At 46.2% G+C, this 15,054-nt stretch carries 11 protein-coding genes and 1 riboswitch; of the genes, 9 read left to right on the forward strand and 2 right to left on the reverse strand.

Going from position 1 to position 15,054, the window contains the following annotated elements:
• Positions 1-85 precede the first annotated feature (85 nt).
• Positions 86-1,354 (reverse strand): OmpP1/FadL family transporter, encoded by a 1,269-nt coding sequence (locus LPA26_RS00810; protein ID WP_229006963.1) that lies wholly within the window; start codon positions 1,352-1,354, stop codon positions 86-88.
• Positions 1,355-1,764: 410 nt separating this feature from the next.
• A riboswitch (cobalamin riboswitch) is annotated at positions 1,765-1,990 on the forward strand.
• Positions 1,991-2,114: 124 nt separating this feature from the next.
• Here LPA26_RS00810 and nrdA point away from each other — a divergent pair.
• From nrdA to yfaE, 3 genes are all read left to right on the forward strand, one after another.
• On the forward strand, positions 2,115-4,394 hold the full coding sequence (nrdA, locus tag LPA26_RS00815) for a class 1a ribonucleoside-diphosphate reductase subunit alpha (RefSeq protein ID WP_229006964.1): 2,280 nt from the start codon (positions 2,115-2,117) through the stop codon (positions 4,392-4,394).
• Positions 4,395-4,599: 205 nt separating this feature from the next.
• Entirely contained in the window at positions 4,600-5,733 is a 1,134-nt protein-coding gene (nrdB, locus tag LPA26_RS00820; RefSeq protein WP_229006965.1) for a class Ia ribonucleoside-diphosphate reductase subunit beta, read from the forward strand.
• A 155-nt stretch (positions 5,734-5,888) separates the two neighbouring features.
• Positions 5,889-6,302 carry a class I ribonucleotide reductase maintenance protein YfaE gene (yfaE, locus tag LPA26_RS14305; RefSeq protein WP_305080442.1) on the forward strand — a complete coding sequence of 138 codons (414 nt, stop codon included), beginning with the start codon at positions 5,889-5,891 and terminating at the stop codon, positions 6,300-6,302.
• A 97-nt stretch (positions 6,303-6,399) separates the two neighbouring features.
• Here yfaE and LPA26_RS00830 read toward each other — a convergent pair whose 3' ends face one another.
• Positions 6,400-6,615 (reverse strand): hypothetical protein, encoded by a 216-nt coding sequence (locus LPA26_RS00830; protein ID WP_229006966.1) that lies wholly within the window; start codon positions 6,613-6,615, stop codon positions 6,400-6,402.
• 291 nt (positions 6,616-6,906) lie between these two features.
• Between LPA26_RS00830 and LPA26_RS00835 the strand changes: the two genes are divergently transcribed.
• From LPA26_RS00835 to LPA26_RS00860, 6 genes are all read left to right on the forward strand, one after another.
• Positions 6,907-7,806 carry a hypothetical protein gene (locus tag LPA26_RS00835; RefSeq protein WP_229006967.1) on the forward strand — a complete coding sequence of 300 codons (900 nt, stop codon included), beginning with the start codon at positions 6,907-6,909 and terminating at the stop codon, positions 7,804-7,806.
• A gap of 1 nt (position 7,807) precedes the next feature.
• A complete protein-coding gene (locus LPA26_RS00840) occupies positions 7,808-8,266 on the forward strand; it encodes a hypothetical protein (protein ID WP_229006968.1) in 459 nt (152 codons plus the stop codon).
• A gap of 2 nt (positions 8,267-8,268) precedes the next feature.
• Positions 8,269-10,305, forward strand: a complete 2,037-nt coding sequence (locus LPA26_RS00845) for a hypothetical protein (RefSeq protein ID WP_229006969.1) — start codon at positions 8,269-8,271, stop codon at positions 10,303-10,305.
• 3 nt (positions 10,306-10,308) lie between these two features.
• Entirely contained in the window at positions 10,309-11,655 is a 1,347-nt protein-coding gene (locus tag LPA26_RS00850; protein WP_229006970.1) for a M48 family metallopeptidase, read from the forward strand.
• 71 nt (positions 11,656-11,726) lie between these two features.
• The gene (rlmF, locus tag LPA26_RS00855) at positions 11,727-12,644 is read left to right on the forward strand and encodes a 23S rRNA (adenine(1618)-N(6))-methyltransferase RlmF (protein WP_229006971.1); all 918 of its coding nucleotides are present in this window, start codon (positions 11,727-11,729) and stop codon (positions 12,642-12,644) included.
• An 88-nt stretch (positions 12,645-12,732) separates the two neighbouring features.
• Positions 12,733-14,925, forward strand: a complete 2,193-nt coding sequence (locus LPA26_RS00860) for an OsmC domain/YcaO domain-containing protein (RefSeq protein WP_229006972.1) — start codon at positions 12,733-12,735, stop codon at positions 14,923-14,925.
• The last annotated feature ends 129 nt before the right edge of the window (positions 14,926-15,054 follow it).

Consider the following 15,054-nt stretch of genomic DNA (forward strand, 5'->3'; position numbering starts at 1 on the left):
AGTCTGTTTTAGGCGTATTTTTGGTTAACAGCGCTGATATCCGTAATAGATATCAGCGTTTTCTTTTTATGGATAGGCATTAAACCTACCAGCGGCGGCTCAGCATAAAGTGCAGCACAATCGCCTCATTACGAATTTCCGATTCGCCGAACAAGTCGCTGTTGTACTTTACTTTTACCGGCAGCATCCACTCCACGCCACCGTTTGCAAGCCAGTTCTGGTCTATCTTGCGCGCGGCACCAAACGTCAGGTGATGCTCTAAAATACCAGCCAGTAACGGGTTGGTAGTCTCACGCGGAATCGGGTTTTTGCCATAGTTGTGGCCCGCATAAATGGTCGTGCGGTTATCCCAGTTGTAAGCAACACCGGTGGCGATCACCCACTGGTTTTTCCAGTCGGCAGGGTTGGTTGAACCATACACAGCAGGTGCTAAAGAGTTATTAGGGTTGGTGGCGCGTAATTTCACGTCATTGATCGCATCATCCCAGTTAAGCCAGTTTAGCTTGAATGAAAGCAGCCAGGCATCCGCCGGTTTAAATGCCAGACCCACAGCGACTTCACGCGGCAACGCAAAGCCTTTGACTGAGGCATCGGAATACTTCACCTTACCTAATCCTGCGCCGGTGAAATCAGCTACTAATGAGCCGCCAGTAAGTGGTAATTCAGTCTTTTCGCTATAAGCGGCAGCCAGGGTTAATGTTGGCGTGACACGATATTGCATGCCTAGCTTGAACCCTGTGCGTATCGCCGATGCATCTTCTAACTTATAGCCAATAAAGGGCGCAGCAGGGACTGAGGTATTGGCAAAAAAATCCTGCTCTATGCTTGCATAGACAAAGTTCAAGCTGGCCCCGATTGAAAGTTTTTCGTTCACTTCGCAGCCAATGCCGGGAATAACCTTAGCGATACCGAACAGTGATGATAAATCATCGCGATTGCCAAATGGCGTGCGGATTTTATCAAATACACCACCGGCGCCGCCTTGTGCAAAGAAACCTACGCCCGCCGTGCATGATGTGTCTTCAATTGGTCGCGCATAACCACCGCCGCCTAGAGGCGTGTAACGGTTAGAGGCGTGTTCTTCGTTACGGGGGTCTTTATGCACCAGGTCGGTGGTGCGCAGTATCGAGCCGAACATGTCCAGCAGCGGTGCCTTGATCTGCGTCAGCCCGGCCGGATTGGTATTCAGCGCGCTGGTGTCGCGTGCAACTGCTACATCAGCACCGGCCATCAGGCTGGATTCAGCGCCAAAGCCGATCAGGTTAATACCATTGGTGGCATGTGCAGCACTGCCAGTGATAGCCAAAGTCAGGACGGTTGCCAGGCGAATCGTGGAGAAATTGAAGTAAGTCATTGCGAGTGTGGTTTTCGTTAGTGGCTTATAGTTTTACATAAACAGGCAAAACAGTATCGCGATAATAGAGCGGCAATTGCACTGCATTTTTAACCTGGAAAAGAGTTTTCTAGCAGGTTCATTTTGCCGATTTTGTCACTGATAGCATAGTCTCATATTTGTTGGCGATCACCACTTGCAAGACTTGCGTTTTTATCGCCTATTCCTGTTTTAAGCACCCTGATTAAAAATGTTTCAGCTTTGTAACATTCAATGCGTAATTCAATCAAAAATGCAATGCATTTTCTCAAAATTTTATTAAAAAAATTCTTTAAACATATTCTTTAATAGAAACAATACCTTGTATATGAAAGCTAGACTTTACAACTATATCTTGTGTTTTGTCTGATTGAAAAGCCATAGATATTGTTTTATAGTCGCATCCATACGGTTTGCAGGAGAAACACTTCTTCTGCATTTAAAAGGGAATCTGGTGCGTGAAACACTGCACGGTATTCATCAAGCCAGGGCTGCCCCCGCAACTGTGATCAGCGAGTTGTTTGCTAACACTTTAAGCCACTGAAGAAATTCGGGAAGGCGACAGCAAATAATCATGACCTGAGAGCCAGGAGACCGACCGTCAGTTTTTTACTTGTTAACGTTTGAGGCGGGGTGTCCTCGGCAGTTGCAGTGCATTTATCATGATGTCGGGTGTTGCCCGGTGTGCCATGTTTGCGTTTGCGTCTTCTATAGTCCCCGCTGCCAGAATTGGGAGCCATCAATGTCACAATACGAATCCATGCAGGCCACAAAAAGAGATGGTCGCAAGGAACCTATCAATCTCGACAAAATTCACCGCGTGATTGATTGGGCAGCACAAGGCCTGAATAATGTGTCGGTGTCGCAGGTAGAGTTGCGCTCCCATATCCAGTTCTATGATGGCATCCGTACCGATGCTATCCATGAAACCATCATCAAATCCGCGGCGGACCTGATTTCTGAAGAAACACCGGATTACCAGTACCTGGCAGCCCGCCTGTCGATTTTCCATTTGCGCAAGATTGCCTATGGCCAGTTTGAGCCACCGCATCTGTTTGACCATGTGACCGGCCTGACCGAGCTCGGCAAATATGACCAGCACTTGTTGCGTGATTACAGCCGTGAAGAATTCGATGTGCTCAATGGCTACATCGACCACTGGCGTGACCTCAATTTCTCTTACGCGGCGGTCAAGCAGCTAGAAGGTAAATACCTGGTACAAAACCGCGTCACCAAGAAAATCTACGAGAGCCCGCAGTTCCTGTACATCCTGGTGGCCATGTGCCTGTTTGCCAACTACAAAGGCCAGGCGCGTCTGGACCTGATCAAGCGTTTTTACGACGCTGTTTCCACCTTCAAGATTTCTCTGCCTACGCCTATCATGTCCGGCGTGCGTACGCCTACCCGCCAGTTCAGTTCCTGTGTGCTGATCGAGTGTGATGACAGCCTGGATAGCATCAACGCCACTTCCAGCGCGATTGTGAAATACGTGTCGCAACGGGCCGGTATCGGCGTCAACGCTGGCCGTATCCGCGCCCTGGGTAGTGAAATCCGTGGCGGTGAAGCACAACATACCGGTTGTCTGCCGTTCTACAAACTGTTCCAGTCTGCGGTGAAGTCCTGCTCGCAGGGCGGTGTGCGTGGCGGTGCGGCGACCTTGTTCTACCCGCTGTGGCACCTGGAAGTGGAGTCATTGCTGGTTCTGAAAAACAACCGTGGTGTGGAAGAAAACCGCGTGCGTCACCTCGACTACGGCGTGCAGATCAACCGCCTGATGTACCAGCGCCTGATCAAGAGCCAGAACATTACCCTGTTCTCGCCGCATGATATCCCGGGCCTGTACGATGCCTTTTTTGCCGACCAGGATGAGTTCGAACGCCTGTATACGCAATATGAAAACGATGACAGCATCCGCAAGCGGACTATCCCGGCGGTGGAGTTGTTCTCGCTGATGATGCAGGAACGCGCCGGTACCGGCCGTATCTACATCCAGAACGTTGACCACTGCAACACGCACAGCCCGTTTGACCCGGCTGTCGCGCCAGTGCGCCAGTCCAACCTGTGTATGGAAATCGCGCTGCCAACCAAGGCATTGAATGACATTAATGATGAAGAAGGCGAAATCGCACTGTGCACCTTGTCTGCCTTCAACCTGGGTGCACTGGAATCGCTGGACGAGCTGGAAGGCCTGTCTGACCTGGTGGTGCGTGCGCTGGATGCCTTGCTGGAATACCAGGATTACCCGGTCAAAGCTGCCTCCAACGCGACCGACAAGCGCCGCTCACTGGGTGTGGGTGTGATCAACTACGCGTATTACCTGGCGAAAAACGGTACCAGCTATACCGACGATGCAGCGCTGGGCCTGACCCACCGTACCTTCGAAGCGATCCAGTATTACCTGCTGAAAGCTTCGGTACAGTTGTCCCGCGAATTCGGCCCATGCCAGGCGTTTAACGAAACCACTTACGCCAAGGGCATTCTGCCGATTGATACCTATAAAAAGGATCTGGATAGCGTGACGACGGAACCGTTGCTGCTGGACTGGGAAACCCTGCGCAAAGAGATCCAGAAAGATGGCTTGCGTAACTCCACCCTGACCGCGCTGATGCCATCAGAAACTTCCAGCCAGATCGCCAACGCGACTAACGGTATTGAGCCACCACGCGGCCTGGTCACCGTCAAGCAATCCAAAGACGGTATCCTGCGCCAGGTCGTGCCGGAGATTGATCGCCTGCGTGACCAGTACCAGTTGCTATGGAAAATGCCTAACAACGATGGCTACCTCAAGCTGGTAGGCATCATGCAGAAGTTTGTCGACCAGTCTATTTCTGCCAACACCAACTACGACCCGACCCGCTTTGAAGGTGGCCGTGTGCCGATGAAGCAGTTGCTGAAAGACCTGCTGCAAGTATACAAACTGGGCATTAAAACGCTGTACTACCATAACACGCGTGACGGAGCCACTGAAGGCGGCACCGAGGCGGAGGATGATGGTTGTGCCGGTGGTGCCTGCAAAATCTAAATAATAAGTGGCTACGCCGGCGAATTGCGGCGTTGCGCGGTACTCACAACCTCGCCGTACTATTTGTACTGTCTCGGTTGTTGCGTTCCGGGCGCCTTGCACTTCATCCGGCTCGCTCACTTATTTGGTATGTCTTGCAGTGAAGTAGTAAATACATTTTAAAAAGCAGTTTGAGTCTTGAAACTTAAACATTAGGAACACGGCCATGGCCTACAGCATCTTTACCAAAACAGACAACGATCAACTTAAAGAACCCATGTTCTTCGGTCAGCCCGTCAACGTGGCGCGTTATGACCAGCAGAAATATCCGGTATTCGAGCGGTTGATCGAGAAGCAGCTTTCTTTCTTCTGGCGTCCGGAAGAGGTGGATGTGTCACAGGACCGTTCTGATTACCAGAACCTGCCGGAACACGAAAAGCATATTTTCCTCAGCAACCTGAAGTATCAGACGCTGCTCGATTCTATCCAGGGCCGTAGCCCCAACGTGGCTTTGCTGCCGCTGGTGTCACTGCCCGAGCTGGAAACCTGGATCGAGACCTGGGCGTTTTCCGAGACCATCCACTCGCGCTCATACACCCACATCATCCGCAACATAGTCAATGATCCTTCCATCATTTTTGATGACATCGTGCGTAATGACAACATCACCGCCCGTGCGTCGGATATCGCGCATTATTACGATGAGCTGATCCAGCAGACCATGCTGTATTCGCAGCTGGGCGAGGGCGATCATGTCATCAATGGCGAGCAAAAAGTCGTCAATCGCCGCGAGCTGAAAAAGCTGTTGTACCGCTGCCTGATGAACGTGAACATTCTCGAAGCCATCCGCTTCTACGTCAGCTTTGCCTGCTCATTCGCCTTTGCCGAGCGCAAGGTGATGGAAGGCAACGCCAAGATCATCCGCCTGATTGCGCGTGACGAAGCCCTGCACCTCACCGGCACCCAGCACATGCTCAACATCATGCGTTCCGGGCAGGACGATGCCGAATTCGCCGAGATCGCCGCCGAGTTGCACCAGGAATGTTTCGAGATGTTCAAAACTGCCGCCGAGCAGGAAAAACAATGGGCAGAATACCTGTTTAAAGACGGCTCCATGATAGGCCTCAACAAAGACATCCTCTGCCAGTATGTCGAATACATCACCAACACCCGCATGGCGTCGGTTGGCCTGCCACCGGCTTTCCCCAATGCCAAAAGCAACCCGATTCCATGGATCAACACCTGGCTGGCGTCAGACACCGTGCAAGTCGCTCCGCAAGAGGTGGAATTAAGTTCTTACCTGATTGGTCAGATTGATTCGGAGATGTCCGCAGATGATCTCAACGACTTTGAGTTGTGATTAGTGGCTGCGCGGGTAAATTGCGGCGTTGTGCGGTGCTCAAAATCCTCATGTACTACGTGTACATTGCGGTTCCTATGCTCCGTACGCCTTGCACTTTATCCCGCTCGCTCACTTAATTATCGTTCTGTAATTATCTAATTACCATTCATAAAGTGAGCGTCGTACAAAGCCAGCACATCCGCTTTAACCTTATCCCGCAGGAAACCCTGCTCGAAGGCCTTGAGCGCACCGGGCACGAAGTAGAGTACCAATGCCGGAGCGGTTATTGCGGCGGGTGCCGCGTGCGTTTGCTGGCGGGGGTAGTGGAATACCTTGAACAACCGCTGGCATTTATCGGTGCCGACGAAATTCTGCCTTGTTGCTGCATACCCAAATCAGATATCCGGGTCGATTGCGAACTCAGGCTTGATGTGCAAAAAGCCCAAATGCAAAACGATATGTTCCCTGCGCAACAATCCCTGTTTGATGAGCCTATGCTCACCCCCAAGCATGCGCCAGTGAAAAAGCCAGCGAGAAAAAGGGCAGCCAAAAACAATACGCGGGCAAACAATCTGTCATTGTTTTAATCTGCAAAAGTACCAATAAAAAAGGCGCTTGTATCAACAAGCGCCTTTAGAGTCGGCAATCAGGGCTGGTTCTTAACGCCAGCCTGTCCTCCCCATGTTAGGGGCGTACCCACTGCATTTTTATATGTGGTGTACGTGCTTTCGAATCTTTCTTCACAACCATATCGCAACTGATAATTTCACAGCGCCAGTACATCTGGCGAATCTTCTCATCTGCTTCGGTGCGAGACTTGCCAAACACCTGCAAATTCTCAACCAGCACGCCATTCGCACTGCGTATGGTATACAAATACTTTCCTGATATGTCCAACATCAATAAACACCCCGACTATTGATCGGTGTAAAACACCGTAATTTTTCTGATGTTTGCTACATTAACAGACAATTTTATGTATGTATACACTGTAAAGATACTGTTTTGCTAGTCAATTCAATGCTTTAAGGTGTGTTTTGCATAAATTAACTTCGATTTCAAAGCTAACTCGCTGCAAAATTAATTTGTAAGCAATGATATTGATTCAATATAAGCTGGTAAGGTTGTGTAATATCCAGTGTTAGACTTTTAACAAATACTAAAAACTAAAGGGTTTGAGTTTTTACTGATATGTACATAAATCCTAAAAATGATCCCAAAACTTGGGAAAAATATTTCAAAGATATTCTAAGAAAGCATTATGGACCTGCGAATATTAGAGATATTCCAGATTCATATGGCGGTGATTTTGGTATTGAATGTCATTCTTTTACAGGACATGTATTTCAATGTTATTTACCAGAACAATCGAGCGACAAAGAAAAGTTAACAAAATCCCAAAAGAATAAAATTAGAAATGACATAAATAAACTAACTGTAAAAAACAAAGACCAATTTAATGTTTTGTTTAAAGATATGCAGATATCGCGATGGGTACTAGCGACGTCAGAGTATTTGGATTCTGAGATGGCTCTTTACTGCTCAGCTAAGTCTAGCAAAGTCAGAAGGATGGGTCTTACGTATATTGCAAACGACTTTCAAATTATTATTCAAACCGAAAGTGACTACAGAACGGAAGTTAAAGCTCTGCAAAGTGAAGTCTATCAACTTTCTTTAGACTTTAATTCCGTGAATGCTGATCAAGCAAGCGATTGGATCGTTCAGAATCTATCATTTTTAGAAAAAATGGATTTAAAACTGCCTAAAGTTAATCCTGGAAAAGTTGCAGAAGCTAAATCTTTTTTAGTACAAAAGTATCTGGAGTATCAAAATCTACTTGATTATTTGAATGCAGAGTGGCCAGAAATACATTCAAACCTAAATGGTTTAATAAGTAATCGAAGAGGTTATTTAGAGTCTCGATTTCTTACCGATAGTTCAAAGCAACCCGAAGAAGTTATAACAGTTGAACTTGAAAAGTTAAAAAGTGACATTGTCGAACAAATTCCAACAATCAAAAAGACTGATCTTGAGTTAATTATTTGGGGTGTTATAGCAGATTGGTTGATACGTTGTCCCTTGGATTTTTGATATGCAAATAGCCGACATACTCAACTCGCCATTTACCTTCACAAAGCGTAAAAACTTTACTTCATGTGATACTCGGCCATTATGGAAATCTTGTTTGGTAGTACTCGTACTTGGAATTACGGGTACTCAGAATTCCGCTTCTCTCATGAAAATTCATACGGCAAATTGGATAATCAAAAAGGATGAACATTTAAGTACTTATCTGAATTGGGCTGGTAAAGATGATAGAAAAAGACCCAACGTAAGACTAGAGCCGGCAATCGATATGGTAATAAATTTATTGGTCTCTAATGGAATTGCGATGAAAGATCAGGGAAGGGTGTGTTTGACTGAGTTAGGAGTCAGCATTTTTGAGAAACTTTCCGAAGAGGAAGTTTACATTCGTGAAAAAGCTTCTTTGATTGAAGCGAAAAGGTATCTTTCAGAAGCTGCTGTTTTGCGATTATTTAAAGGGGTGTAGCTTTGACAATAACAATAAATCGGCTCCTTCTTAGAGCGGATACGGCAGATGGTCCATATGGGACAGACATTGTTTTTGAAAAAGGCTTATTCATACTAAGGGTTGAGAATACTCATGGAAAGTCGACTTGTATTAACTCCATAGCTTATGCGTTAGGTATGGAAATGGCGCTAGGGCAAGTAACATCAAAGCCACCGTTCCCTCCTTCCTTACTTAAAAACATTCAAAACGAAAATGGTACGGAAATCCCAGTAATATCGTCATATGTAATGCTTGAAGTAAGTAACGATAGAGGTCAGACGTGTACACTCAAAAGAGAAATTTTAGGTGCAGATGCAGAGTCCATTATTACAGTTTATGAATCAGATATAGAGTCCATTTCTAATAATGGAAGAAATCTGTTTATACACTTAGAGGGAGATACTTCTAGAGAATTGGGTTTTTATTATTGGTTAGCAGAGTTTATTTCATGGGACTTGCCATTAGTTCCTAATAATTCTGGAAGAGAGTCTCCTCTTTATCCTGTATTGCTGTTTCCATTATTTTTTGTTGAACAAAAAAAGGGATGGAGTTCTATTCAAGCAACTACACCTTTCCATCTTCAAATAATACAAGCAAGAAAACGAGCTTTTGAGTTTCTTATGGATATGGATATTAATGAAACCGTTAACAGTAAAGCTAAAAATAAGAAGCTTATTGATGATGTTCAGGAAAAATGGAAACAAATCTACACACAATTAGAAAGTGTTGCTATTCGACTAGATGGGAAGGCCCAAGGAGTTAAAGATGCTCCTGCTGCAACATTTGATCCCTTTAAACTTGATATTTTGATAGAACATCAAGGAAATTGGCAATCATTAACCTCAGCTTTGATTGGACTTCGAGCAGATTTAACTCAGCACGTAAAAGCTTCACAACCTCAAGTAGCAGAGCAAAAAAATGAGAGCTTACTTAGCAAAATACGAGAATTAAATAACATCGTACTGCAGGAAGATAGCAAGTATGAGTTTTTATTAAACGAGATTTCATTTGTCAAAAATCAAATTACAGCCACAGAAGTTCGAATAGAAAACTTAGTGGATGATAAGAGAAAGTACGAGGACTTAAAGAAAGTTAAAAGCTTTAGTATCTTGGATGATTTACCAGTTTTAAATAATGAGTGCCCAACTTGTGGTCGGGAATATTCTGATCATAATGTTGAGATCGAATGCTCTGATGATTTAATGACTCTTGAAGAAAGTTTGGAGTTTATAAAAAGTCAGATTACTACATTTAAGAGCGTTTTGAATAGCTACAAAATGCAACTTGATATTAAAAAGATAGAGCTAAGTAAATTAGAAAAGCAAATCGATAAGCATGGTGCGGATATATCTAGACTTAAAACGGAGTTATATTCAGAGCGGAATGTTCTTGATGAAGAATCATTAAGGGAAAAAATAAGATTAGAAAATCAAATTACTGAATACGAAAAAGGACTTGTTGCTGTAGGAGATTTTAGAAGTACGTTTGACATATTGCATAATCAATACAAGCATTTAATAAGCTTGCGTAGAAATTTTCCAGAGCATGGATTTAGTCAAAAAGACATCAATAAATTAGATGGCCTCAAAACAAAAGTCGTTAAATATTTATCAGAGTTTGGTTTTTCAAGCTTTGATCCTCAGCTTTTGGAAATATCTCAAGATACTTATTTGCCTACCAGAGAGGGCTTCGATCTAGGTTTTGACACATCGGCAAGTGACGGAATCAGAATTATTTGGAGTTATTTAATTAGTCTATTTAGTTTGAGAGAGATATTTAAAACTAATCATCCAGGCATTCTAATTTTTGATGAACCTCGTCAACAAGAGGCGAATAAATTCAGTTTTACCGGACTTCTAAAAGGAGCTTCCGATGCTGCTAAATCCGGGCAAATTATATTTGCGACGTCTGAAGAAGAGGATGTCTTGAAAGGCGCACTAGAAGGCTTCAAGTATACGTTGCATTCATATTCTCCTTCGGAAGGTAAAATATTACGTAAGCTAAATAAGGGAGCCTAAACGATGAGAGTCGTCGAATTGCTAGCTATAGGTGTCTTGTTACTTCTAGTTTCAGGCTGTGCAACTAATGCGATGACAGGGAGAAAGCAACTCGCATTAGTTTCTGAGAAAACAGTTATAGAAAAAAGTGACAGCATGTATATGTCGCTTGTAGATAGTTATGACAAAAAAGGGAAGATATCAAAAGACCCTGATGTGAATGAGCGTGTTCGAACCATCTCAAATAGGCTTGTTCATAGAGCCATCGAATATAGACCAGAAACTGTAAGTTGGAACTGGCAAGTTAATGTTATCGAAGATGACACTCCTAATGCTTTCTGCATGCCTGGTGGGAAAATGGGCGTGAATACTGGACTACTTGAAAAAATTCAGCCAACTGATGATGAATTAGCGCAAGTGATGGGGCACGAAATTTCACATGCCTTAGCCAATCACGGTGCTGAAAAAATGTCTAATCAAATCCTTGGTCAGATTATTGTTGGCACCATTGCCGTCGCCGCTGCTGCATCCGAAGGAAGTAATGGAAGGTATAACCAAAACACACAAAGAGCTGTACAAGATATGGCTGCGGTAGGTACTGCTGCATTTATTACGCTTCCTAATAGTAGGACTGCCGAAACGGAAGCAGACAAAATGGGCGTGGAGATTGCAGCGCAAGCAGGTTACGACCCAGCGGCTGCAATCAGCATTTGGGAAAAAATGATGGCTGCCACAAAGCAGGAATCAAGAGGCGATTTCTGGAGTACTCATCCATCTCCACCAAACAGAATTGATGCATTTAAAGCCTTGCAAGCGCCTATGCAGCAAATTTATGCCGAGAGTAAATTGATTTACACCGGTGAAAATAAACCAAGTTTCAGTTTTGTAAAAATGGGAAGTGACCCATTAGCAAGTTCGAGCAACGTTCGCATTGTTACCAACGATGACGTAAGCAATAGTTTTGCAATGCCAACTATCGATTCAAAGCCACGCGTATTTTACTCAGCTGAGTTTGTTTCGTTTAAAGAGGGCACGCTAGAACTGACCTGTATTAATTGCGCACTCAATAATTACATGAGCAATTCAACAGTGAATGAATACATTCAAAAAGAAGATTGGCGTAGATTGATGCAGACCGTCATCAAAACAAACCATAAATCTGATTTGTCTTATTATCACTTAGGATTGGCGGCTGAAGGTATGGGTCATAAAGACGCAGCTAGGCTTTATTTCGAGAAAGCTAGAGAGTTATTTCATGGTCAAGAATTTAGCTGTGCCACAGCTAAAATGAACAAATGCAAGGATATGAATATTGCAGAGCTGGTTGAAAATAAATTGGGTGCAAATGAGTATGCTCTGAGCGAAAAGTAGTATTGTTCCAGTTAAACCTATCTCTATTGTGATCGGCGTTGGTACTAAAAGCCAATGCCGATTAGTTTTTAATGAAACCTGAATCGTCTTCCTCCACTTTACATCCAAGAAACTCACATCGTATTGGCTATGATTTTTCTATCCTAGTGCAAGCACACACAACACTTTCTCAATACGTCCGCGCAAACGCTTATGGCGATGCATCAATAGACTTTGCTAACCCGCAAGCGGTGAAGGCTTTGAATCAGGCTTTGCTCAAGCAATACTACGGCGTGGCGGTGTGGGATATTCCAAAGAATTACTTATGTCCGCCTATCCCCGGTCGGGCGGATTATGTTCATTATCTGGCGGATTTATTAGCAGAGAGCGTTCCAGATTTAAACCCTGACCAAGTGCGTTTGCTGGATATTGGCACGGGTGCGAATCTGGTTTATCCGCTGATTGCTGCGCATGCTTATGGCTGGCAATGTGTGGGTGTGGATATTGACAGTAAAGCCTTGCGTAATGCGCAACAGATCATCGACGCGAATGGTTTGCAGCAGCAGATTCGTTTGCGTCAGCAGCCTAAGCCTGAGTCTATCTTCAAAGGTATGATTTTGCCGGGCGAGCAGTTTACGCTCACTTTATGTAATCCGCCTTTTCATGCATCCGCCGCTGAAGCGTTGGCGGGTACGCAGCGCAAATGGCGCGGGTTGGGTAAACAGCCGCCGCAGGCACTGAATTTTGGCGGGCAGTCTAATGAGCTGTTTTGTGCGGGTGGTGAGGCGGCGTTTTTAACCACCATGATTAGCGAGAGCAGGCAGTTTGCCAGGCAGTGCGTGTGGTTTACCACGCTGGTCTCCAAAGCGAATAATTTACCGTTGGTGTACCGCGAACTCAAAAAGGTGCAGGCGGTGAAGGTGAAAACGGTGGAGATGGCGCAAGGGCAGAAACAAAGCCGGTTTGTGGCGTGGACGTTTCAGGCTGAATTATCTAAAAACCGCATTTAATCAGCAGCTTGCAATTTATCTTTAGGCGGCTTAAGCGTTGTGAGGGATAATAGCGCCCTTATCTTTTTGCAGCAGTCGGAGTTTCCCCATGGAAGTGAAAGTCAACTTTCTCGATAAGTTACGTCTTGAGGCCAAGTTCGATGACTTCACGGTGATTGCCGACCAGCCTATACGCTATAAAGGCGATGGCTCGGCGCCTGGGCCGTTCGATTACTTTCTGGCTTCATCGGCTTTGTGTGCCGCTTATTTTGTGAAGTTGTATTGCAGCACTCGCAATATCCCGACCGAGAACATCCGCCTGTCGCACAACAATATTGTGGACCCGGAAAACCGCTACAAGCAGATTTTCAAGATACAGATCGAGTTGCCGACTGATATCTCTGAAAAAGACCGTATTGGTATTTTGCGTTCGATTGACCGCTGCACCGTTAAAAAAGTGGTGCAGGCGAGTCCGGATTTCATCATTGAAGAAGTGGCCAACCTGGATGCCGATGCGCAGGCCTTGTTGACGGTAGATACCGCCGCAGACTCACAGACGTATATCACCGGTAAAGACTTGCCGCTGGAGCAGACCATCGCCAATATGACCAGCGTACTGGCCGGGCTGGGCATCAAGATAGAGATCGCTTCGTGGCGCAATATTGTGCCTAACGTGTGGTCGCTGCATATCCGCGATGCGCATTCGCCGATGTGTTTCACTAACGGCAAAGGATCGACCAAGGAAAGCGCGCTGGCGTCGGCGCTGGGCGAGTATATCGAGCGGCTGAGTAACAACCATTTTTATGCCGGCTCGTACTGGGGCGAAGAGATTGCCAATGCAGAATTTGTGCATTACCCGAACGAGCGCTGGTTCAAGCCTGGCCGCAAGGATGCGCTGCCGAAAGAGATTCTCGATGACTACACACTGGAGATTTACAACCCGGATGGCGAGCTGCGCGGCTCGCACCTGATAGATACCAACTCCGGCAATGCCGAGCGCGGTATCTGTTCGCTGCCGTTTGTGCGGCAGTCGGATGGCGAGACGGTGTACTTCCCGACCAACCTGGTGGAAAACCTGTTTGTCAGCAATGGCATGAGTGCGGGCAATACGCTGGTGGAAGCGCAGGTGCAATGCCTGTCTGAAATATTCGAGCGCGCAGTCAAACGCGAAATCATTGAAGGCGAAATTAGTTTGCCCGATGTGCCGCAGGAAGTGCTGGCGAAATACCCTGGCGTGGTAGCAGGTATCAAAGGGCTGGAAGAGCAGGGTTTTCCGGTATTAGTCAAAGATGCCTCATTGGGCGGTGAATATCCGGTCATGTGTGTGACTTTGATGAACCCGCGCACTGGTGGCGTGTTTGCTTCGTTCGGCGCGCACCCGACCATGGAAGTCGCGCTGGAACGCAGTCTGACTGAATTGCTGCAAGGCCGCAGCTTTGAAGGCCTCAATGATTTGCCGCAACCTACCTTTGCCAGTGAAGCGGTGACTGAACCGAACAACTTTGTCGAACACTTTATTGATTCCAGCGGCATTGTCTCGTGGCGTTTCTTCAGTGCCAAAGCCGATTATGCATTCGTGGAATGGGATTTCTCCGGTGTGGGTGAAAACGCCAATGCCGAGGAAGCCGCGACCATGTTTGGGATGTTGGCCGAGATGGGCAAAGAAGTTTACGTTGCCGTGTATGACCAGCTTGGCGCAACTGCCTGCCGTATCCTGGTGCCGGGCTATTCGGAAATTTATCCGGTAGAAGACCTGGTTTGGGATAACACCAACAAGTCTTTGTTGTTCCGCAAAGATATCCTGAACCTGCACACGCTGGATGACGCCAGCCTGGAAGCACTACTGGACCGCCTGGAGAATAACGAGCTGGATGATTACGGCGATATCGGCACTCTGATCGGGATTCAGTTTGATGAGAATACTGACTGGGGCCAGCTCACCGTGCTGGAATTGAAGTTATTGATCAACCTGGCCTTGCAGCAATTTGAAGAGGCGCAAGAGCTGGTTGGCGCCTTTTTGCAGTACAACGACAATACGCTGGAACGCGGCTTGTTCTACCAGGCCTTGAATGTGGTGCTGGAAGTGATGCTGGATGATGAGCTGGAGCTGGCAGACTATGAAGTCAATTTCCGCAAGATGTTTGGCAATGTCAGGATGGATGCTGTGATCGGTTCAGTCAATGGCAGCGTGCGCTTCTATGGCTTAACGCCAACCAGCATGAAGCTGGAAGGGTTCGACAGGCATCAGCGCCTGATTGATAGCTACAGGAAGCTGCATGGGGCGCGGGCCAAGGCTGCTTAGATGATTTGCTGCTTGATTTAACAGGCCGCGAAAGCTGAAATATATTGCAATCATTAGAAAACGTTGAATAGGGCGTATAATAGCCTCACCCTGTGACCTTCCAATCATCACAGCGGCCTAGCAAACCTC

This window comes from Methylophilus sp. Leaf408 (assembly GCF_916856905.1).
In the GTDB taxonomy this organism is placed as follows: domain Bacteria; phylum Pseudomonadota; class Gammaproteobacteria; order Burkholderiales; family Methylophilaceae; genus Methylophilus.